Raw genomic sequence first — 21821 nt, 5'->3', positions numbered from 1 at the left:
ATCCTCCTAGATTTTGCCAAGTAAACCGATTGTTGATAATAGAACTGCAAAAATAATAACAATGAAGATAACCTTTGTTGATGTCATACCCTTCTTACCTAATAACCAGTAAACAAGACCTACGACACAGGCTGGAACTAGCTTTGGAAGAATCATATCAATGTTTGTTTGAACAACTAGTGGAACTTTACCCATGTGAGCAACAAGTGGAACTTGAATGTTGATCATAGTTGCGATCAAAGCACCAACGATGAAGACACCAAGCAATGTAGCAGCATCTGTTAAAGCGTTCAATTGACCTTGCATTTCAGAAACAAGTTTTGTACCTGTTCTGTAAGCAAAGTGAAGTTGTTTCCAACGGAAAACCATGATTGCAATGTTAACTGCTAACCATAGGAACAATCCAATAGGATTACCTTGAGCAGCCATTGTAGCGGCAATAGCACCCATGATTGTTGGTACCAAAGCAGCGAAAAGTGAATCACCAATAGCAGCAAATGGTCCCATAAGACCTGTCTTAATACCTGAAACAGTGTCTAGTGAATCGGCACCTTCCTTGCCTTCAATGGCAAGATCGATACCTGTAACAATTGTATTGAAGAAATTACTTGTATTAAAGAATTGGTTATGTGTCTTCATAGCTTCTTTAAGTTCTGGAGTACCATCACCATAAATTTTTCTTAGTTGTGGCAAGATCGTATACAGATAACCTGAAGCCTGCATTCTTTCGTAGTTCCAACCCATTTGGAATCCAAACAAACTACGTTTGTTAATTTGGGTAAAATCTTTTTTTGTTAATTCATATTCTTTATTCTTCTTCATCACCGTCTACCTCCCCGTTAGCGTCTTCAATTTCATCGTCTTCTTCATCTTCATCATCAGAAGTAGTACTTGGACCCGCATTTGTAGCAGTACTCATTTTAGCTATTGACTTCTTGTATTCAAGAATAGCGAAAGCACCACCGATCAAAGCGATAGCCAACATTGGAAGAGCGTTGAATGTTGTTGTAAATGCTTTACTTGCACCTGCTAAACCAGTACCAAGTGTTTGAACACTTGTGAATAGTGTTGATAGCAAAGCTGTAATTGTGAAACCAAGGATCAAGTAAGCGATGTGTTTCTTAACTGGTAAGTAGTGAAGCAAGATAGCGAAACCAACTGCTGGAAGTGTAGCACCGGCTGTTTGTAGACCAGTGTTCAACCATTGTAAGTCGCCATTTAGATATGTAACCATTGTCTTAACAACACCTTGACCTAGAGCCAAAGCTAGGAAAACAGGAATACCACGTGATAGACACCATGGAATTGCACCGGCAATAGTATGTCTTTCAATGCCTTTATAGTTGAAGTTTTCAATATCCTTATCAACTTTGTGTTGGAAGTATGTGTTAGTAAATCTAGCAAGAATATCAAATGATGTTAGAAGTGCGGCAACAGGAACACCGATAGCAGCGATAGCTGTAGCAGCTTTCATACCTGTACCAATTGAAAATGCTGTAGCTAGAACAGTACCTGAGTTGGCATCGATTTTTGAAGCACCACCGAATGTACCAACACCTAGGACTGTTAATTGAAGAGCAGCACCAATGATAAGTCCTGTCTTCATGTCACCCATGATCAAACCTGAAATCATTCCGGCCCAAACTGGTTGACTCAATGATGAGTTCATTTGTAATTCATCATAAATGTTGTACATAGAATATGCCGTTAAAAGCAATATTTGAACAATTGTAAAACTCATAGTTTTTTCCCCCTATTAATTTTAAATCTTGTAATCTTTCAAGATATCTTCGAAGTTCTTGATGTTGTCACTAGGAACCATTTGAGCTGTTACTTTAACTCCAGCATCCAATAATTGATGGAATGCATGATAGTCGTCATCAGTAACATTGATAGATTGTGTCAAATGTTGTGTAGTATCTTTTTGTGACATGTTTCCAACATTAATAGTGTCGAATTTGACTCCTTCTTCCATCATGCTTACAAGGATTGAAGGTCTCTTAACAACAAGAAATACCTTTTGTGAATCATATTTGCCAGCTAAGATATTAGCTGAAGATTTCTTAACACCTAAAATACTTAGGTTAACTCCGGCTGGTTTAGCTAATTTAAGGGCAGTTTTTTGAATGTCATTCTTTATAATATCGTTATCAACTACCATGATTCTTGATGCTTGCAATTTAGTTGTCCATAAATTAGCAACTTGTCCATGAATTAATCTTTCATCTATTCTTACTGCAACAATTGACATAATTATTCCTCCAAATTTGGTGATAAAAATCACTCTCTAAGATTTTTTACTAATATCGTGACGAATGTGATACGCGAACTGATCGCTTCTCGCAACGCTAAGTGTATATTCAATTACTTGATTGTGAGGGTCATACGTTGAACGTTTAAGATTCAAACAAGGTGTGCCTTCTCTAATATCAAGATAACTGCTATCCCTTTTACTGGTAATACCCGCCAAAAAATATTCATCAGCGTAGTACACTTGTTCATTGAATTCTTTCGCAAAGATCTCATATAAAGACCTGCCTTCAAGCATATCTTCAGTCAAAAGATTGAAGTGACTCGCTGGTAGATACGTTCTTTCCAACATAACTGGGATATTATCGGCAAGTCTCAAACGCTTGATCTTGATAATTTGATCGCCGATACCAACGTCCAATTTACGTGAAAAATATGAATTAGCCTCCTTTCTCTCAAAGCTAAGAATTTTCGTCTGTGGTTTCTTGCCAATGGACACCATCTGCTTATTGAAACTATAACTACTATTGAGGTCACTGTTCAGATCAACACGATTAACAAATGTTCCCTTACCGTGAACCCTGCGGATAAGACCGGTTACCTCTAATTCATTCAACGCCGCACGAACAGTTGTCCTAGACAACTGATACTTATCTGATATCTGTCTTTCTGAAGGCAACTTTGCGTTAGCCGGCATTGACTGAATGTAGTTGGTTAATAAGTTGATTAGCTGTTCTTGAAGAGTGATTTTCATATTACTGGTCCCTTTCTGGTATCAACCACAAGCTTATTGTATACGCTTGCAGCATTTGTTTCAACAAATTGGTTATACCAATTATTCAATGGTATATAACAATTATACTGATATATCAGTATTTGTGTGGCAAATTAAAAAAGTGGTACTTTTTTATGTAAAAGATACCACTTTCGTTTTTTTATAAAAATATTACTAAAATATGTAACTGGTTAATACCAGTTTGCTTATCTATACAAATGTTTGATTCGATAATTGAATTCATCCGCTCGAGCCCAACTGATAGTATATTCAATTGCTCGTCCACTATTATCCATAGTGACTCTCTCAAGTCTTAGGCACGCTGCACCGGGTTTCTCATCCAACAAATTCGATATTTTATCATTCAAGATCGATGCTCGACACGATTCATCAGCTTCCTTGATATGAACATCGTAATCATCCTCAAAGGTACGATACATTGAATTTTCTTCTAATTGCTTCCTTGTGAGTCCTTCAAAAACTCCAGCTGGCAAAAAACTCTTGCCGAACATCATCGGCTTACCGCTGGCCATACGAATACGATCGACTTCAAAGACATTTAAATTTTCTTTCAGGTTAAGTCGTTGAATCAATTCCTCATCGGCCGAAATTTTTTTGAATTTAATTATTCTATCGCTTGGCGTTCTTCCCTGTAATTCCATAGTTTTGGAAAAGCTAAATAAGTCTGCTAAGTTAGTAAGACTCTCCGAACGCTTTGTGACAAAGGTCCCCTTACCATGCATTCTCGTCACTAACCCTGATAACTCTAACTTATCCGAAGCATTTCTGACCGTCGTTCGACTAACGTTGAATTGCAACATTAGGTCACGTTCTGATGGTAGTCGATCATTGGGTCGCATTTCGGTAAGAATTTGATTAGATAAAAAATCGATTAAGTGTTGAGATAGCGATTCTTTTTTATCCATAATACCCTCTCCTATAAACTGGTAAATACCACTTTGTTAAGTTTACATTGAAAACGTTTACTAATCAAATGATAAATTTACTTTTTTGTACAAAAAAAGGCATTCATTGCTTGAATGCCTAGTTGAATTGCTATACGTTGCCTATTTGGAAACCATTACGTTTTTTTAGAGATTCCATTACTTCAATGGCCTAAGTTAGCTGGAGGTTGTCAGTGAAGCAACCAGCCGTGAAAATTTTGTTAGGTCGGCGAACCTCCGGCCTTACAAAATGGACGGGCTTGAAGATTTGCGAAGCAAAGCTTCAAGTCGAAGTACCAGACCGTACTTTGGCTGGTACTGATCCCACAGCAGGTGAAATCACTGACAAACGGAGGCGGCACACAAAAAAAGCATCATGCCGCAGCATGATGCTTGAATAATGGAAAACTTCGTGGCATGAACAAGCTTCTGACAATTGGCAAATATCTTACCAACCAAGTCATCCCTACTGCAAAAATCATCCGATATAACATTCCGATTAAAACTGGAATTCCATGAGGAACTTTACCTGATAATCCAAAAATAATATCACTGTATAGTTTCAAACCATCTAGATCTAATAAATGAAAACATAGAACCGTCAACGACTGAGCACCGATGAATAACAGTAACCTTTTGAATCTCAGCAAGTTATGAAGCTGCAGATAATCATTAATTACTATAGACAATTTGATAATACACAAACTAGCCGAAATGGAACCAATCACCGCCATCAATTCATTAGGAGCTTTGGCCGATGCCATATAGAACGTTCCTAACGAGGCTACAAACAACCAAGCTCCCGCAAAAGCAATGTAATACTTATCTTTCAACTCCGACAACAAATTTTTTTGATGCATCAAGTATCCAAAGTACAAAAATATTTGCGCAATCAAAGCTGAGTTGATCGAGAATGGTAATTCGTACACATGGGCTATGGCAAATCCGGCACTAGTCAATATCACTGCCTGTATTCCTTGACATAACAACTTATGACTACGGTAATCGATCCTCATAACCGCATTAAAAATTTGATTGGCAACAAACATTGCCACCAAGAACCAAATTGCATTGACCGATGGAAAGTCTCGTAACTTCATGCCATAACCATATAAAGTTGCTATCATCAATGATTGAAAAGTATGCAAGTTGATTGTTAAAATACCAGTTCCAAAATGATGTTTGAGACTGAATAATATGCCTAGTTTGATTAAATTAACCGCCAAATATGGTATCAGCAAAAACTTCACATCATTCAATAGTAATTTTTTGTAACCTTTTTGATGATACAAGTAACCACTCAAAACAAAGAATACTGGCAAACTATACAAGTAGATAACATTGTATAAGTACGTCCCATTCAAACCTGCCATTGTATGTCCAATGACGACCGACAAAATTGCGATACATCTGGCAATGTCGATCCAATCGATTCGTTTCTTTGCCATTAGCTTCACCTAATATTGAATATTTCCAGTTTTTTCAGATTTCAATTCCAAACCACCACGAATGAAGTCACTCACACGTTGTAATTCTTTTTGACTGACAACTTCAAATGTTTCACCATCAATATTCTTAGTTGTTCCTGAAATATGAGTATCATCGATTTTTTCAGTGAAGTGTTTGTAGTTCTTGATGATAGTAGTCAAATTATCAAAGGTCATATTAGTTTGAACTTCATCACTCAAAGTCTTGATGAAACCTTGATTCATCAAAGCTCTAATTGATGTGCATTTGTGCATAATTGCAGCTAACATAGCTCCTTGACGAGATTCATGTGCTAAGTAGCCTGTAGAACTTGAACTTGTTTCTTGAGAGTATGCTAGAGCCTTAGCCCCATCCATATGTGTTTTAACTCCTTGTTCGAAGCTATATCCATCACTACTAAAACTACTTGAAGGTGTAATATCAACTCCACCGATCTTGTCGATAACTTTTTCCATACCTGCAATATTAATCAAAGCATAGTAGTCAATTGGTACATTCAACATTTTTTGAACCGTTGTGATACTGGACTTTGCTTGACCATGTTCATAAGCTTCACTAATTTGAGCAGGTGATTTGTCGTAGCCAGGTATCTTTACAGCTAAGTCATGAGGAATACTTGTGATAGTAGTTTTTTCAGACTTAGGATCAATCGTCAAAACCATCATTGTATCGGTCTTACCAGCGTATGAACGAGTAAAGTCACCTGTATTGGTACCCATAAGTAAGATGGAAATTGGCTTTTTAGCTTTTAATAGCGCATTCGTGTTACGACTTCCAGATACTTCAACTGGATCAAATGAACTATTAACTGCACTCTTAACATCACGATAACGTGATAACCCTAAGCCTAAGCCGCCGACTAACACGAAGGCTATCAACGATAATAAAACATTTCTCAAAATATGTTTTTTGTTATAACGTTTCATATCTATTTACTTCTTTCTATTGTGAATCAACGACTTTGCTTCATCGATGATCTTCGTTCTAAATAGAATTAATAGCATTGTGTAAAAAATCATACCTACGATAACTTCCAATATCAGCATCTTCCAAGAAATGGGCAAGATTCGATCGAGTTCAAAGACAACTTCAAACATCAAAACCCCCGCAATCAAGTACTTCGATAGATCACCGAATAACTCTCGATAATCGACCTGTTTCCTGATAGAAAACAACTGGTACATAGTGATCGATAATTCTGATAAGACAGTCGCAATCGTGGCACCAACTGCACCCCACTTGATGATCAATGGAATATTAAAAATAATATTAACAACTGCACCAATCACAACTGAGATAGTGTACGATTTCATCTGCTTAGTCGGAATCAAATATTGAATCCCCAAAACATTACTCCAGGCAATTAAGATGATTACGACTGACTCGATGATCATGATGGGAATGACTGACAAGAACCGCTTTGTAAAGAATAGTGTGACGAACTTTGCAGTCACTGCCATCAGTCCAAAGGCAATCGGAATCGCAATTGCACTGACAAACCGGAAACTCTGATATAGGTAATGGCGCGTCTTTTCAACTTCCCCTCTAGCAAAAGCATTCGCAACATGGGGCAACATGACCGTCCCGGTCGCAGTGACAATTGCTAGAGCCATTTTAACCATCTTGTCAGATTGATCAAAATAACCAGTTGCTTGAACTGACACCATCACACCTAACATAGTCTTATTCAACACACCGTAGATCTGCATAGCTATTTGTGGTAAAAACAAGACTAATGATGGTTTCAAGTGACGCCAGATCGACAAGTGTCGAAAATCTGCTTTGACCAAATACTTCTTCAAACTTGGGAACAACGTTAAGTTACCTAATAACAACGACATTGATAAGATAAAGATATAAATTCCTAGGTCAGAGTATGATTTGACGAAAGTAAATATACTGATCAACGTTAATATCTTGATGACAAAATTTCTAATTACAGTCACGTAGAAATTTTCCATGCCCATGAAGAACCAGGAAATATCGAACGCTGCTGCGATCAGTGAAACTGACTGTGCTAAATAATAAGTTTGATATTGACCACTAAACAAAAGAAACAATCCAAAAGCGGCATAGGCAATGATGATGGTAATTATCCGCATGAAGAATATTTCATAAAATGTCTGAGTCAATTGTTGTTTATTACTTCTGACAAAAGCTATTTGACGATTGCCATACAGGTCAACACCGATACTACCGAAGACGATAAAATATTGAATAACTGAATTGGTATAAGAATTGATCCCCACGCCAGTCGGTCCCAAAACTCTTGCCAAATACGGTGTCGTAACTAGTGGAACTAATAGTATAAAAACTTGGTAGAAGGCATTGTACAAATAATTTTTAACGACTTTCATCGTCCAAATTCATGTGCAACCAACTCAAGTGCAGCCATGATGGTTTGATCCATGTCGTAATAACGATACAATCCCAAACGGCCGCCAAACAAAACATCGGGACATGTCTTCCTAGCCAAATTTAAATATCGTGCATACAATTGTTTGTTTACCGAATCATTGATTGGGTAATACGGTTCATCCCCGCGTTGCCAAGTCTTCGGATATTCGCGAGTAATCACAGTCTTATGTTTATTGCCAGCACCAAATTCAAAATGCTTGTGCTCGATAATCCGAGTATACGGTGTTTCAGCATCCGTATAATTAACAACTGCATTACCCTGATAGTTATCAATATCTTTGACTTCAGTCTCAAACTGCAAGCTACGATATGACAACTCACCTAATTCATAATCGAAGAATTGATCGATCATGCCGGTAAAAACAATTTTTTGATAATCCTTCAAATATCTTTCTCGATCTGCAAAAAAGTCTGTCTTAATTTTGACATCAATCAGTTTGTTATCCAACAATTGTTCAATAATTTGGGTATAACCACCAATTGGTATGCCTTGATATGGATCATTGAAATAATTATTATCATACGTGAATCGCACTGGAATACGGCGAATAATAAAGGCTGGCAATTCAGTTGCTTTAGCGCCCCATTGCTTCTCGGTATATCCCTTGATCAGTTTCTTATACACATCAGTTCCAACAAGAGATTCAGCTTGTTCTTCCAAGTTCTTAGGAGGTTTCATGAGATTGAGTTCAGCACGTTGTTCCTTGATTTTTGCTTGAGCCTGTGCTGGAGTTATTACTCCCCAAAGTTTATTGAAGGTATTCATATTGAACGGAAGATTGTAGATTTCGCCATGATAATTTGCAATCGGTGAATTAATGTAATTATTAAATTGCGCAAATTGATTAACGTAATCCCAGATTTTTTTAGAACGAGTGTGGAAAATATGTGCTCCATACATGTGAACTTGAATACCTTCGATTGGCTTAGTATAAATATTGCCGCCAATGTGATCCCGCTTCTCAATAACGGTCACGTGATTACCACGTTTGGCTGCTTCATTTGCGAAGACAGCTCCAAATAATCCTGAACCAACAACTAAATATTCCATCAACTTCACCTTCATTTATTCATATAAATAACTGTAAAAAGTTTTCTTTTGATCAGTAGTACGACTACGATACGATATTTTGTTTGATAGCTTAAAAACACTAGTATTCCTAGTGATCTGTTTCAAAACACTTTCATCAAACTTACGGTTCATCAGCGGTGCTAATTTTTCACAATTAACATTATTTGAAGGTACCTTTTGCAGTTTCTCGTAGAAACCACCAATATTGTTTTTGTAGGCAATATCGAATAAATAATCCGTTAAAAAATAATCCGGTGTCGCAATGTCATTCTCGATGTAATAAGACAGACAATCGTCGACAAACTTGAAGAGCATCTGTCCGGAATGACCACCGATACAATAGATGACCCAGCGCCCCTTAGGTATGAATTTGTTACCAAAATCTTGAATACCTTTGACTGTGATCAGTGCATGATCGGCAAAATTCAATTGGTTCAAAAAATTATCATGTTCACCTACATAGATCGTACTGTCGAGCCAAACCCCGCCGTATTCAAACAGGATCTTCATCCGAATATAATCGGAAAAAGTCTGATAGCTGATCTGGTGCTTATCCAAACGTTCTATAATATCCTCTGGTATTTGTAAAAAATCACTGAGATTCTCCTGATTCAAAACAATCACACGTTTATTGAGACGTTCTCGCATCAAAGTAATATTACGTTGAACAAACATTGGTATATCAGTAACCTGCCACCACATGACCCAGACTATTTTGTCAGTCAATATTGGATTAGTCTTTACTAATTCATCATGCCAAAAAGTCGTTGGCACATCTTGAATTGTTTTTTTGATTTCTTTTTCAATCAAATAATGGTAGGGATCATAAACAAAACTTGGTAGAATCGATTTCTTTCCACCAGTGAACTTCTTTAATGCTGCTTCTGACTTATAAATACCAGTCAAATATAGATGCAAAAATGATTGTGACATAAAAATCATCTCTTTAATTCCTGTGTAAATATGTAATTTTTGGATTGAAGAAGCGCCCCGAAACCATTCCTCGAGTAATTACCTTGAGCTTCTTCCCACGCTTTTTTACCTTTCGTCCACATGCCACTCTAACTAATTCCCAACTCATGCCAGCATATGACTTTAGACGTAGCTTGCCATGATGTTGTCGAGCCAGAAACATCCGATTACGAAATGAGTAGAAATACCGATCAAGACGATTACTGTCATCAGTTACGATATCAACGCCGGTATTCTGCTTCATTTTATGAATGACCACACTGTCAGGTACAAAATACGAAGTATATTGCTGACTAATCCGTGAAGTATATTCAGCATCGTCACCCCAAATAAAGAATTCTTTATATGGTAAACCAACTTGCTGAATAACCGTCCGTGGCAACATCAATGAGACAAACGATGCTGACTTGATGACGGGATAAAAGTCCTCACCACTAGCATTCTGATTCCAATCAAGTGGATCAACAACGGGGATATTCATGAGTGCTGGACTACCGTCAATCCAACGAACATTACTAGCCAGGAAACCGAAGTCATAAATATTGTGACTAGCCACTAATAATTTTTGTAATGTATCCGGTTCAGGAATCGTATCATCATCCATCAACCAAAGTAGTTCATCATTGTTACTAGCAATGAATTCTTCCATTCCGCGATAGAAACCTGCCGAACCGCCAAGATTCTGCGACATATGAACCACATCTAATTTGTCATCAGCGAAACCATCTAAGAACTCCTTAGTACCATCAGAACTGTGATTATCAATAACGATCAGATGGTCAACTGGTGTAGTTTGAATTTCTATGGCTGACAAGCATTCCTGTAACAACTTCATTCGATTGAACGTAACTACTAGTGCTGTAACTTTCATGACCCTCGCCTTCTCATTAATAATGTACAAGTTGCATTTTTAAAATTGCCAAGTAGTGAATCACTGGGAAGAGATAGAAACGTGATTTGATCAACCAACGCATTGGCAGATTAACATCATTCACTTCGAAGTAATATTCATCTTTGACCTTTGAATAAAAATTACTAAGCTCCCGTTTGGTCTCTAAGCGAATTGGTGATAAAGAAATTATCTTGAGCTGGGTCGCAATCATACGACTGAGTCGGTTAACCATCAACTCGCGCTGATTATCATTCAAACCATCTGTGTGCTCATGAATATAGGAGTTGACTCGATCGACGACAAAACTATGCTGCTGTTGATTCTTACGCATATTGGTCAAGCTGATCGACTGCACTGCTTGATTAACTCGATAGTTATATAGCGGCATATTGATGAACTCAAATGTCTTCACATAAGGAATCGGGAAGAGAATATATTCAATATCAACATAAAAAGCATGTTCATCTAGTCGAATACTGTTCTCTTGTAGTAACTTCGTCCGTAATGTGTAGGTATGCATGCTCGGAACTGGGTCGATACCTTGTTCCTTTAAATAATACTTTTGCCCCCACTTGATATCATCAGGTCTAATAGCTGCTACATGTTTATGCTTGGACTTATCATTGAATGCCCAAAACGGTGTCAAAATCAGATCGACATCGGTTCGTTTTAACAATCCTATGAATCGGTCCAAGTTTTTAGGATCCAACCAGTCGTCAGCGTCAACTACCTTGAAGTAACGACCATGTGCGTTGATAATACCGGCATTAACGGTTGAACCATAACCACCATTTTCTTTGGATATCAGTCGAATAGAATCAGGATACTTGGTTGCATAATCATTGCCAATGTCAGCCGTCTTATCAGTTGAACCATCGTCGACAATCAAAATATCCAACCGATTCAACATCTTACATTTAACCAAATGGCCTAAGACATTATCCAAAAACTTCTCAGCGTTATAGCTTGGGACAACAATCGATAATAATTTATCCATCGGCTCACCCCATTTCTTCTAAAATCTCAATTAGATCAGAAAAATAATTTTGTGTATAAAACTTATTAATAGACTTCTGAATCGTCGTTGCATCGTAGTGCTTGCGGTTCTCATTGATCTCAATACAGTCATTCTTTAACTCATTCAAATGTCCACTTTCGTACAACAAACCATTGTCGTCAGTAATTTCATCAGCCGGACCAGTCGAAACATCGGCTGCGACCACCGGAACGCCGTGAGACATAGCTTCCAAAATCGACATCGGCAAACCTTCATATGTTGATGTCAAAACAAAAGCCGTTGCAGAATTGATCTTGCTCCAAGGATCTTTTTGCCACCCCTTGAAACTAACGCTATTGTCCAATTGCAATCCCTTGACCAACCGCTTCACCCCTTCAACATCTGGTCCATCACCCCATAATTCCAATTTAGCATGCGGCAATTCTTGCTTGATCATTTCGAATCCACGAATCAACTCCTGCAGATTCTTTTGATGTTGATACTCCAAACGTCCAACATAAATATATTTGGGATCTGATGAAGCTGGGATTTGTCGATCATCTCGCTCGATCGGATTGAAGACTGAAAAAATTCTACTATCAGGAATCTGCATCTTCAGCAGTTGTTCCTTGATACCAGTTGAAATAGCCAAATGATAATCAGCACGCTTAAAATACTTCCGATCACCGACAAACATCTTGGCCAATGAAAAATGAATCCAATTTGTAATCTGATACTGCTTATGAAAGATTCTACGAATCTTATGACTCAGATTAATGTACTTAGGTGACAACACAATGACATTGTCGGCTCGAGTAAATATCAGATATACCAACAAATTCAAAACACCGATAACTCGCATTGACTTATTGTCACTAACACGCCAGCCATAATAGCAATTACCTCGAGTATCGAAGACATCGCTGTTACGATAAGCGAACGGCAAGATGAATCTAACTTTTATGTCAGTCAATTGATGACTGGAGAAATACTCATTCCACTTACGAAGAACCGTTTCAGTGCCACCGATATATGGTGGATAAAAATAAGGAACGATGACATCGATAGTTTTCATGCTGCTACTCCTGATAAATATATTTGTTCAATCGCATCAACCATATTCATAACATCATATTTCTTCGTAAATAATTGATAGCTCGCCTGTGAGTACTCAGTTTCATGCTTAATTACAGTTTGAAAAGCCGCCACCAGCTTAGTATCGTCACCAATAATTTCATCTGTTAGCAAAACACCATTGTCATTAACTAGCTCCTTATGACCGATCACATCAGTTATGATCAATGGCATCTTCTCTGAAATGGCTTCAAGAACTGAGAACGGTTGACCTTCATATCTTGAGGTGGAGCAGAAGATATCTGCCTGCTCTAAATAGGTATAAGGATTAGCGCGGAAGCCAACAAACTGAATTTTATCTTCCAGATTCAGTCGGATCACTTCGGCTCGACATTCATTAAGCATTGGCCCATCGCCGACCCAAGTGAATCGGCTATCAGGGATAGCCTTTGTAATCCTTTGTGCAATCTTGATGAACAACTGCGGATTCTTTTGAAAATCACATCTGGCGACATTAACAAAATCAGTATTGGCGTGCGAAATTTTTTCATATTCATGAAACGGAACACCATTATTGATAACAACTGACTGTGACTGTTTAACAATCTTGTTAGCGAGTGCGTATCCTTCTTCATCAGCGGAAACATGAATGACTTTAGTAAAGAAATGACTCATAAATTTTTCAGCAATTTTCAAAATACCATTCTTATACCAGCCACGATCGACTTCGGAAAAATATGCGTGTGGTGTGAATACTACGGGTGGTCCATCATGATAGCGCATCTTATAAACCACCATCGCAATTCCGGCAATCGTACTGTGGGCGTGCACTAACTGAATATTTTTTTGATCAATCAGTCTGTGCAGACACTTCATGAGCGACAAATATCTAAAGGGATGCCTCGGAAATGCTGAAAGACGATCATCTACTAAATACTTTTTGGGAATCTCCGCCCCACGCTTAGAACTGACTAATGTAGTCATTTCGATATTCTTACTGTTGGCGAATTGGTTCAGATAATCGATTTGACGCTTAACGCCACCGCCATATGCTTCACAAATCTCTAAGACTTTCATATCATCACCTCATCAATACGCCCCATTGGGTTTGAAAAATAAAGCAACTGTTCGAAACAAAATATTCAGGTCAAACCAGAAGTTGCGTCGATTGATATATTCAATATCCAAGCGAACCATCTGCTTGAATCCGACATTACTGCGGCCTTTTATCTGCCAAAGACCGGTACACCCCGGCTTAACATCCAATCTTTGAAAATCAAACCAAGTATATTTTTTGACCTCATCTGGCAAAGGCGGCCGTGGACCAACTAAACTCATTTGTCCCAGCACCACATTCAACAGTTGTGGTAATTCGTCCAAACTATACTTGCGGATAAAACTACCAACACGAGTTACACGCGGATCATGCTTCATTTTGAACATTGCACCAGAAACTTCATTTTGTTGAATCAACTTACCTCGCTGTTGCTCAGCATCCACACACATTGAACGAAACTTGAACATCTCGAACGGTTTACGTGCCCGACCTATTCTGATTTGTTCATAAAAAACTGGACCATGTGGATCTTCAATTTTGATTGCTAAAGATACAATCAAAAATATTGGCGATAATACGATCAATCCAACGAAGCTAGCTAAAAAATCAAAACTTCTTTTGAAAATCCTATAAACATAACGATGTTGCTGATAAACAACATCAACTGCATTCTTCCAATATTCCATGTAGAAGGCCCCTTTGAATTTCCCACAATTCAAATGAGCTGATACCCTTACTTCTTCTCTGCACCATAATATTCACCACCGTAGTAAACTGACTTTTGAACCGTCACTCGATTCAAAATGGCTCCGATTATACGTGCATGAACCAATTCCAATGATTCTCTGGCATGTCGCACGCCTGCCTTCATGGCAATCCCTTGTGGCACGACCATAACTACTCCATCGACTACCGTAGCCAAAACCTGTGTATCGGTTACGGTATTGACTGGTGGTGCATCTAAAACTAATATGTCAAATTTTGATTCCAATTCCTTGATCAAATCCTTAACTCTGGAACTTCCCAGCAACTCAGCTGGATTAGGTGGAATAGGTCCACTCGGTATGATGTACAAGTTTTTTACTAAAGCTGGTTGTAGAATTTCATCCAATTTGGCATTCCCTAACAGATAATTAGAAAGTCCCATTTTGTTATCTAAACCAAACGTTTTATGAATCGTTGGTCGACGAAGATCCGCATCGATCAAAACTACTTTTGACCCTTGATTGGCACATGTCACAGCAAAATTATTGCTGACGGTGGACTTGCCTTCTGATGGTTCCGAAGATGTGAAGACAATTGATTTAATTTTTTTATCTACCGCCGTGAACTGAATATTCGTACGGATCGTACGAAATTGTTCAGCCACAGTATCTTGGGGATGGTTGTAAGTTATTAAGTTGACCCCACGTTTTTGACTAGTGGAATCAAGCTTGTTTTTTTTCATACCAAACATCTTCAAACCCTCCGATCACTTGAATTAGAACTGCGAACACTTTTTACCGTTGGAGCGATACTAGATACCTCTTCAAACGACTTCTTGCTGATTTCATTGATCTGTCCTAGATTGACCCAACCCATATCTTCAGTTAAGAAGCTCTCATTGATAACAGTCTTATCAGTAGCTTCGCGAATCAGCGCTAGAGCAATTCCTAGAATCAATCCAACTATCAAACCACCGATTAAACTAAGCATCTTCTTGGGACTGTACGGTGCTTTACTTGGCGAAGCTGTTGATACAATCGACACATTATTGATACTCATGATCTTGCCAACTTTTTTCTTAAAAATGTCAGCCGTCATATTAGCGATAGCCGCTGCCGTATTAGGATCAGTTGACTTCGCTGTCACCGAGAACACTTGCGAATTCTGTTGATTACTAATAGATATCGACTTTTGAAGTGCCTGCTCTGAACCTGGATACCCTGGGTAGTTTTGGACCTCTTGATTAACTTCATCCAAAACTGTTGGGCTGGTAATAATGTCCTTATAAGTACTGATCATCTGAACATCTGCTTGAACCTGCTGATATTGTGCCGCTTGCAATTCATCTGACATTTTACGATTAACTAGAATTTCAGTTGTTGATTCATACTTGGGACTCAATACAAAGAAGGTAACGAATCCTGTCGCAAATACTGTGATTAAGGTCGTCATAATAATCATTTTCATATGCTTACGAAGTATGCCCAGAATTTCGATCATACTAGTCGTGTTAGCCATTTGCTCTGATTTCACAGTCGTCCTCCCATACACATTTTCACTGCAAGAACTAGATTTGCCTCTATCTTGTAGTTATGCCAAATCATAGACCATGTTTAGACAGGTTAGATAATATTTGGAACCAATCTTACGATTCGTCTAGTTTGTGAAATTAGACAAAAAAACAGCACTTAGACTGAGGTCTAAATGCTGTTAAGACTGTATGGAATTATCTCCCCTAAATTATTCATTAGCTTGTAATAAAATATTGCTAAACCGACAAAGATAACTATCGTTGTCAAAATAAGTTCGACTATCCTTTGATCGTGAAATTTTCTCTTCATAGCGATGATTGCTTGCGGAATAGAAATAATCGAATAAATAGCAAAGTAATCCGCCATTCTAATAATTAATTGTGACTTAGAACCAACGATGTAGAGGACCGCACCAATGGCTGTCATAAAAATAGTGAATCCTGCAGACTTATCATGTAGAATATCTGTCAAAAAGATTGCGGCGCAAACCATTATCAACAAGAATATTCCTAACAATAAAGTCCCACCACCTGAAATCAAAACTGCATCAGTGTACATCTGATAATGATCGAAAAGCTGTGAAAAATGACTCAACAAACTATTTAAAAATAGATTAGATAGAGCCGCTACAACCATCACCAGGCTGAAGGTCACCTTGGACTTCTTGATGATCCAAATCAAAAATCCTACAATGGCAAAAATTGCCGTACTGTGGATACCAACTGCCAATGTGAATAATACGATCGACCAAACAAAGTGACGCCGATATAACAAGGCCATTGCCAGCATAACCATTGAAATAGCTAACATCTGACGTTGAATATTGAAACTCTCAAAGTAAAAGTAAAATGTGATATAGATGTAAATACTCAGAAACATCAGATTTTCATTGCCACCGAACAATTCCATCGACTTCAAAATGCAGAACACCGTGGCTAATGATAAGACAAATAAAAAGACATGATAATTACCATTAGTTAGATGGTTAATTAAATTGCTGATTGCTGAATAAACCAATGTACCATTACCATTGAAACCTGAATTTTGTTCCAGGTAAAAACTGACATATTGTGGCGTATCCGTCCCTACAATACTTGAGCGAAGTCCCAGTAATAAGCTCAGATGGATCAGTATCAGCCAAAAGTACGCCCGTCGGTTCTTGTAATAGCTGTTAGTAAATAAACTGTAAATTAAAAAAATTGCTAAATTAATTGAGTAAAAAATCATTGTTCTTACCCCACAAATATCTTTGTGAATAAGAATAACTCATTTGTTTAAACAATTCTATTTTAGTGCATTAAAAATGACCTTATTTAAAAGGGCATTTTTTAATCTACGCCAAATATTCGGCGAGTTCCATTGGCCAATTTAACAGCTAACCAATTCATGAACTTAGCCAAAAATAATTGGCGAATCAAGTCGATCACGGTACAGACGATATAAATAATTATCGAAGCCACAATTCCCATACCAATTGTGCTGACTAATGTCTTGTATTGAGCATTATTAACCGCCGTCCATAGTATCGGACGAATTACGACATTATCGTGGATCAGATACACTCCTAATATTCCTGATGCCACAGTATTAATGAAGCGATTGCTTCCAAGATTCCAATCCTTACCCAATAAGAATAATGAAAATGACATCAATACAATAGGAAGTTTGTTTTGAAAAAGGAAAAACAATACGTGATCCATGAAGAACTGATCACTTCGGCCAAGAATATTAAAATCCGTTACCAATAACAAAGTAATAGCTACCGAACCATAAAATATCCAACGCAAAGTGGAACTACTGAGATTCAAATCATAGTTCCGCAAAAATCCAGCTAACAAGTACAAATAGATAAACCAGGCAAAATCACTATAACCAGCAAGTTTCAATGTCGAAACAGTTGGAACTATTACCCAAATAAAAGTCAAAAATAACAATAAGTATATATACATTTGTTTAGAAATATTACGAATCAAAATATTCAAAAATGGCGACAAGCAAAGCATGAACAGAAATGCATTGACGAACCAGTATTCTAGTGGAATTGGGAACAATAGATGAATAATATTAGTATGTGTCAACGTGGGATTATTGCGGTCAAAGAACCAAAATATGGCCAGAACAACATACGAATAAAATAACGTCTCCAACAATAATCGATAAACTCGTTCTAACTTAAAAGTCTTGGTGACCAAAAAATAGGCACTTATCAATACAAAAATATTAACGCCAACTTTTCCAAATGAAGTAACCAGATTGATTCCCACCTTCTGCCATGAAAAAGTTCCTTCATAAAACGTTCCGTGAATACCATAATGGTGCAAAACAATTAGGAACATACTGATGATTCTCAACAACTCAAAATTAGACTGTCTTTGTCTCATGATCCATCCCCCATGTATCTAATTATAAAATCAAAAAAGCGACTCTGCAATCATGCAAAGTCGCCCTCAATATTCAAATGTAAATTAACTCAATACACCGTTACGATCATCACGTAGATCAGACAATTCGTCGATGATCTTCTGAAACCTATCCTCAGGAATGCGTCGGTCGCCTGCTTCATATTTCAAAAACCTATTCAAAGGTATATTCAAAATGGCCGCAGCTTCTTTTTGTGACAAACTAAGCTCACGTTCCAATTTGATTATCTCCATCGATAAATCAAATTGCTTAGATTCCATTGCTCTCTTCAAATATTCATTGTCTGCAAATATTGAGGAAGTTGAAAAATCATTTGCTCTCAATTGAAACATCCTTTCAAGTCGCATATTCAAATCAATGGCTCCGCATTCAATGGTAACATTTTGAATTGTAAAGTTCATTTACATTGAGTGTACAAATTGGAAATAAAAGATTTAGTTACAAAAAAAAGCGAAATTAACCTAACGTTAATTTCGCTTTATATCTAATTTCTTCAAGTAAATCTTCTGGAATCTCTTCCACAAATTGCCAATCTCTAGCACAATAATCAAATGATTTTAGTTGTTCTATATATACAGTACCGTCAATTTTTGTCCTTTCATCTAACTGAATGTGCAGGGGATAGTCGACACCGTTGTAACTGCCATGAGATATCGGAGCGACCCAAACATACTCCGTTGTTTCCATCAAAATATTATTGCTCAAAACAACGGCTGGCCTTCTTTTGACTATCTCACTCCCAGCAGACGGGGAAAAATTTATATAAATAATCTGACCTAATTTGGGCACATATTTTACCATATCTCGTTTCCTTCCGGTTTAACGTTATCCCACTCTTTCATCTCAGGGTCAGAGTTATATTCACCGTGCCAGTCTTTAAATAGTTCTTCCATTGAAGCGGGCTTCTTCTTTGCCGGAATAAGTTCAATCGTTCCATTTTTCAGTTTACGTGCAGTAAAACTAGTACCTTCTTCAACTTCCAAATACCTAGGTAAAGTAACCATAAGTGAATTCCCTTGTTTACGAGCTTTTACTGTCATTAATTCCCGCCTCCTTTTTGTACAATTATTATAACATGCGTAATTACTTTAGTAAGTGTTTTTTGATTTATAAATTTGATTTAACTGAAAATTAATACAAAAAAAGCGCCCTGCCAACGCAGAAACGCTAATATAATATCAAAAATTAATATGTTGAGTTAGTTGTAGTAGTAGTAGCTGGTACATATTCAATGGTACCAGTCTTAGCACTATTCAAATCTAAGCTCTTACGTAGAACGTTAGTTTCACGTTGCAATTCAGTCTTACTTACAACTTGTAAGCTTTGACCATTAACAGTCTTAGCTGTACCTTGCAAGTGATCTTCATTAACATTCTTAGTTGCGTCACGGTAGTCAGTACCGATTGTCTTCAAGTTATCGAATGTTAGATCAGTAAGGACTTGGTCAGTTAACGAATTGATGAAGTCTTGGTTCAACAATGTTGAAATTGAACCTGATTGCTTAACAATAGCTGTCAAGACGTCACGTTGACGATTTTGACGACCATAATCACCATCAAGTTTGTCGTTGTTCATACCAGCATATGCCAATGCCTTAGCACCGTTCATATGTGTCTTAACACCCTTAGTGAAGTTGTATCCACCGAAGCTGAATGACAATGTTGGTGTAACATCGATTCCACCAACTTCATTTATAACCTTGTTCAAGCCACCAACATTAAGCAACATGTAGAAGTCGATAGGAACATTTAACATGCTTTGAACAGTTTTGACACTAGTTCCAGCTTGTCCCAATTCATAAGCTTCATTCAATGGTGCAGGTGATGCCTTCTTGTATCCAGGAATATTTACGGCGGTTTCCCCAGAAATACTGTCAACAGTTGTCTTGTTAGTCTTAGGATTAATAGTAACAACCATCATACTGTTTGTGTGACCCTTGTAATCTCTAGTTAATTTTGCTGAACCAGTATCAGTACCCATGATCAAGATTGAGATAGGTCTCTTCGAGCTTAGCTTAGTACCAACATCATGTGCACTTACACCAGATGATTGGAATGAGCTGTTGACAGATTCTTTAACGCTACGGTATTTTGACATACCCATAGCAGCCCCGCCGAAGACGAACAACAAAAGAAATGCAATTAGCAAAGTTCTTAAGTTGCGGTTCTTGTGGCTCTTATGTCTATTTTGCATATGTTCTCCCCCTAATATGATTCAAAAACCATATTCTTCATTTAAAAACATAATTTTTGACAATTCATATCTTCATTATACGATTTTATTACGGATTTTATACCGTTTATGAAGAATTTAATATATTTTTTTATCCGCCTCCTTTGGGTGGTAATTACCATGGTACCATTGGTATAAAAAGTATTGGTTTGAGGAGAATAATCACATACCTTCTTTACAAAACACTTATATAGATCTATCTTTTTTTGTCACCCTTTTAAGCAGTGAAGTGGTCAAATACATGAAAGGAACAAAGAATATTATACTAGTGTAAACAAACGATCTACCATACCAAACAATTCTAGGAACAGTAAAAAGTAAAACCATGTATTCATATCTAAAAAAATTATTTTTAAACTGAACCGCTAACCTAAGTATCAAAAAATCAAAAATTGCTATAATTGGTATTCCTATGAACCCAAAATCCATCAATGGTTCGCCAATCAATGGTTCGCCACCAGGATTACTATAAACAGATGAAATAAATGATCCAAAATCACCATTTGTACTTATAAATGGAATGACAGAGACAATATTTGATAACAAAATTTTACCATTCGTAAAAGAAAATCTAGATACATAATCAATTGACGCATTACACAAATAAGCAACATCTGACAAAGTAGGTGTAGTAATGACACTTTTAAGTGCTAATGCTACATTTGGCACTTGTCCATTTATCCTAAGGTAGCCAATTGTATTAAGTAAAATAATACTTAACAAGCCAACAACTGCCACAATTATATTTCTTTTAGAAAAAACTTTTTTTTGTCTCATAAGTATATAAAATAAAACTCCTAGTAACAGACCAGCCATGTCGGCTCGTTCACCATGTATCAAAAACCATGAAAATGAAAATAGATACGTTAGCTGTACGCTTCTATACTTTTTTAAGTATTTCAAATTAAATATTAAGCCGAGTTTACAATTGAAGTGCAACACCCAATGAACTAGACCAACTATAGACAAAAAGGCCATGAAGACCTATTCTT

At 37.2% G+C, this 21821-nt stretch carries 25 protein-coding genes; 1 reads left to right on the top strand and 24 read right to left on the bottom strand.

Translation table 11 applies throughout. The features are described 5' to 3' along the window. Positions 1-6: 6 nt before the first annotated feature. The 5 genes from EKM68_RS09700 to EKM68_RS09680 form a co-directional block, all read right to left on the bottom strand. Positions 7-822 carry a PTS system mannose/fructose/sorbose family transporter subunit IID gene (locus EKM68_RS09700; protein ID WP_125590213.1) on the bottom strand — a complete coding sequence of 272 codons (816 nt, stop codon included), beginning with the start codon at positions 820-822 and terminating at the stop codon, positions 7-9. Further along, the gene (locus EKM68_RS09695; protein WP_125590211.1) at positions 809-1741 is read right to left on the bottom strand and encodes a PTS mannose/fructose/sorbose/N-acetylgalactosamine transporter subunit IIC; all 933 of its coding nucleotides are present in this window, start codon (positions 1739-1741) and stop codon (positions 809-811) included. The genes EKM68_RS09700 and EKM68_RS09695 overlap by 14 nt, the downstream gene beginning before the upstream one ends. A gap of 21 nt (positions 1742-1762) precedes the next feature. After that, positions 1763-2251 (bottom strand): PTS system mannose/fructose/N-acetylgalactosamine-transporter subunit IIB, encoded by a 489-nt coding sequence (locus tag EKM68_RS09690; protein ID WP_125590209.1) that lies wholly within the window; start codon positions 2249-2251, stop codon positions 1763-1765. 36 nt (positions 2252-2287) lie between these two features. After that, complete coding sequence (locus EKM68_RS09685) at positions 2288-3004, bottom strand: GntR family transcriptional regulator (RefSeq protein WP_125590207.1); 717 nt, start codon at positions 3002-3004, stop codon at positions 2288-2290. Between the two features lie 227 nt (positions 3005-3231). Next, positions 3232-3951: a GntR family transcriptional regulator gene (locus EKM68_RS09680; protein WP_125590205.1), complete on the bottom strand. Its 720-nt coding sequence runs from the start codon at positions 3949-3951 to the stop codon at positions 3232-3234. Positions 3952-4163: 212 nt separating this feature from the next. Between EKM68_RS09680 and EKM68_RS09675 the strand changes: the two genes are divergently transcribed. Then, a complete protein-coding gene (locus EKM68_RS09675; protein ID WP_125590203.1) occupies positions 4164-4370 on the top strand; it encodes a hypothetical protein in 207 nt (68 codons plus the stop codon). Here EKM68_RS09675 and EKM68_RS09670 read toward each other — a convergent pair. The 19 genes from EKM68_RS09670 to EKM68_RS09580 all read right to left on the bottom strand — a co-directional run bounded on the left by EKM68_RS09670 (position 4344) and on the right by EKM68_RS09580 (position 21645). Continuing rightward, positions 4344-5417 (bottom strand): acyltransferase family protein, encoded by a 1074-nt coding sequence (locus tag EKM68_RS09670; RefSeq protein ID WP_125590201.1) that lies wholly within the window; start codon positions 5415-5417, stop codon positions 4344-4346. The genes EKM68_RS09675 and EKM68_RS09670 overlap by 27 nt on opposite strands. A 9-nt stretch (positions 5418-5426) precedes the next feature. Continuing rightward, complete coding sequence (locus EKM68_RS09665) at positions 5427-6383, bottom strand: LCP family protein (RefSeq protein WP_125590199.1); 957 nt, start codon at positions 6381-6383, stop codon at positions 5427-5429. A 6-nt stretch (positions 6384-6389) separates the two neighbouring features. Continuing rightward, positions 6390-7814, bottom strand: a complete 1425-nt coding sequence (locus EKM68_RS09660) for an oligosaccharide flippase family protein (protein ID WP_125590197.1) — start codon at positions 7812-7814, stop codon at positions 6390-6392. Beyond that, entirely contained in the window at positions 7811-8929 is a 1119-nt protein-coding gene (glf, locus tag EKM68_RS09655) for a UDP-galactopyranose mutase (RefSeq protein WP_125590275.1), read from the bottom strand. Before glf ends, EKM68_RS09660 begins: the two co-directional genes overlap by 4 nt. Before the next feature lie 12 nt (positions 8930-8941). Further along, positions 8942-9880 (bottom strand): capsular polysaccharide synthesis protein, encoded by a 939-nt coding sequence (locus EKM68_RS09650; protein WP_164509417.1) that lies wholly within the window; start codon positions 9878-9880, stop codon positions 8942-8944. Positions 9881-9893: 13 nt separating this feature from the next. Then, complete coding sequence (locus tag EKM68_RS09645; RefSeq protein ID WP_125590193.1) at positions 9894-10790, bottom strand: glycosyltransferase family 2 protein; 897 nt, start codon at positions 10788-10790, stop codon at positions 9894-9896. Positions 10791-10806: 16 nt separating this feature from the next. Next, positions 10807-11808 (bottom strand): glycosyltransferase family 2 protein, encoded by a 1002-nt coding sequence (locus EKM68_RS09640; RefSeq protein WP_125590191.1) that lies wholly within the window; start codon positions 11806-11808, stop codon positions 10807-10809. Positions 11809-11812: 4 nt separating this feature from the next. Further along, on the bottom strand, positions 11813-12883 hold the full coding sequence (locus tag EKM68_RS09635; RefSeq protein ID WP_125590189.1) for a glycosyltransferase: 1071 nt from the start codon (positions 12881-12883) through the stop codon (positions 11813-11815). Continuing rightward, complete coding sequence (locus tag EKM68_RS09630) at positions 12880-13959, bottom strand: glycosyltransferase (RefSeq protein WP_125590187.1); 1080 nt, start codon at positions 13957-13959, stop codon at positions 12880-12882. The genes EKM68_RS09635 and EKM68_RS09630 overlap by 4 nt, the downstream gene beginning before the upstream one ends. 12 nt (positions 13960-13971) lie before the next feature. Further along, positions 13972-14625, bottom strand: a complete 654-nt coding sequence (locus tag EKM68_RS09625) for a sugar transferase (protein WP_125590185.1) — start codon at positions 14623-14625, stop codon at positions 13972-13974. A 47-nt stretch (positions 14626-14672) separates the two neighbouring features. Continuing rightward, on the bottom strand, positions 14673-15395 hold the full coding sequence (locus tag EKM68_RS09620; protein WP_125590182.1) for a CpsD/CapB family tyrosine-protein kinase: 723 nt from the start codon (positions 15393-15395) through the stop codon (positions 14673-14675). 2 nt (positions 15396-15397) lie between these two features. Beyond that, positions 15398-16177 carry a YveK family protein gene (locus EKM68_RS09615; protein ID WP_125590180.1) on the bottom strand — a complete coding sequence of 260 codons (780 nt, stop codon included), beginning with the start codon at positions 16175-16177 and terminating at the stop codon, positions 15398-15400. 167 nt (positions 16178-16344) lie between these two features. Next, positions 16345-17403 (bottom strand): EpsG family protein, encoded by a 1059-nt coding sequence (locus EKM68_RS09610; protein ID WP_125590178.1) that lies wholly within the window; start codon positions 17401-17403, stop codon positions 16345-16347. 101 nt (positions 17404-17504) lie between these two features. After that, on the bottom strand, positions 17505-18557 hold the full coding sequence (locus tag EKM68_RS09605; RefSeq protein WP_125590176.1) for an acyltransferase: 1053 nt from the start codon (positions 18555-18557) through the stop codon (positions 17505-17507). Between the two features lie 84 nt (positions 18558-18641). Continuing rightward, entirely contained in the window at positions 18642-18920 is a 279-nt protein-coding gene (locus tag EKM68_RS09600) for a helix-turn-helix domain-containing protein (protein ID WP_164509416.1), read from the bottom strand. A gap of 133 nt (positions 18921-19053) precedes the next feature. Continuing rightward, a complete protein-coding gene (locus EKM68_RS09595) occupies positions 19054-19398 on the bottom strand; it encodes a type II toxin-antitoxin system PemK/MazF family toxin (RefSeq protein WP_125590172.1) in 345 nt (114 codons plus the stop codon). Continuing rightward, positions 19392-19637 (bottom strand): type II toxin-antitoxin system PemI/MazE family antitoxin, encoded by a 246-nt coding sequence (mazE, locus tag EKM68_RS09590; protein WP_125590170.1) that lies wholly within the window; start codon positions 19635-19637, stop codon positions 19392-19394. Before mazE ends, EKM68_RS09595 begins: the two co-directional genes overlap by 7 nt. 145 nt (positions 19638-19782) lie before the next feature. Beyond that, a complete protein-coding gene (locus EKM68_RS09585; protein WP_225422993.1) occupies positions 19783-20790 on the bottom strand; it encodes an LCP family glycopolymer transferase in 1008 nt (335 codons plus the stop codon). 225 nt (positions 20791-21015) lie between these two features. Then, positions 21016-21645, bottom strand: coding sequence for a hypothetical protein (locus EKM68_RS09580; protein WP_404810803.1), 630 nt, complete (start codon positions 21643-21645; stop codon positions 21016-21018). Between the last annotated feature and the right edge of the window lie 176 nt (positions 21646-21821).

This window comes from Companilactobacillus jidongensis (genome assembly GCF_003946575.1).
Taxonomy (GTDB): Bacteria; Bacillota; Bacilli; order Lactobacillales; family Lactobacillaceae; genus Companilactobacillus; species Companilactobacillus jidongensis.
Note: the sequence above shows the minus strand (reverse complement) of the source record. Positions and strands in the feature narration are given on the sequence as shown.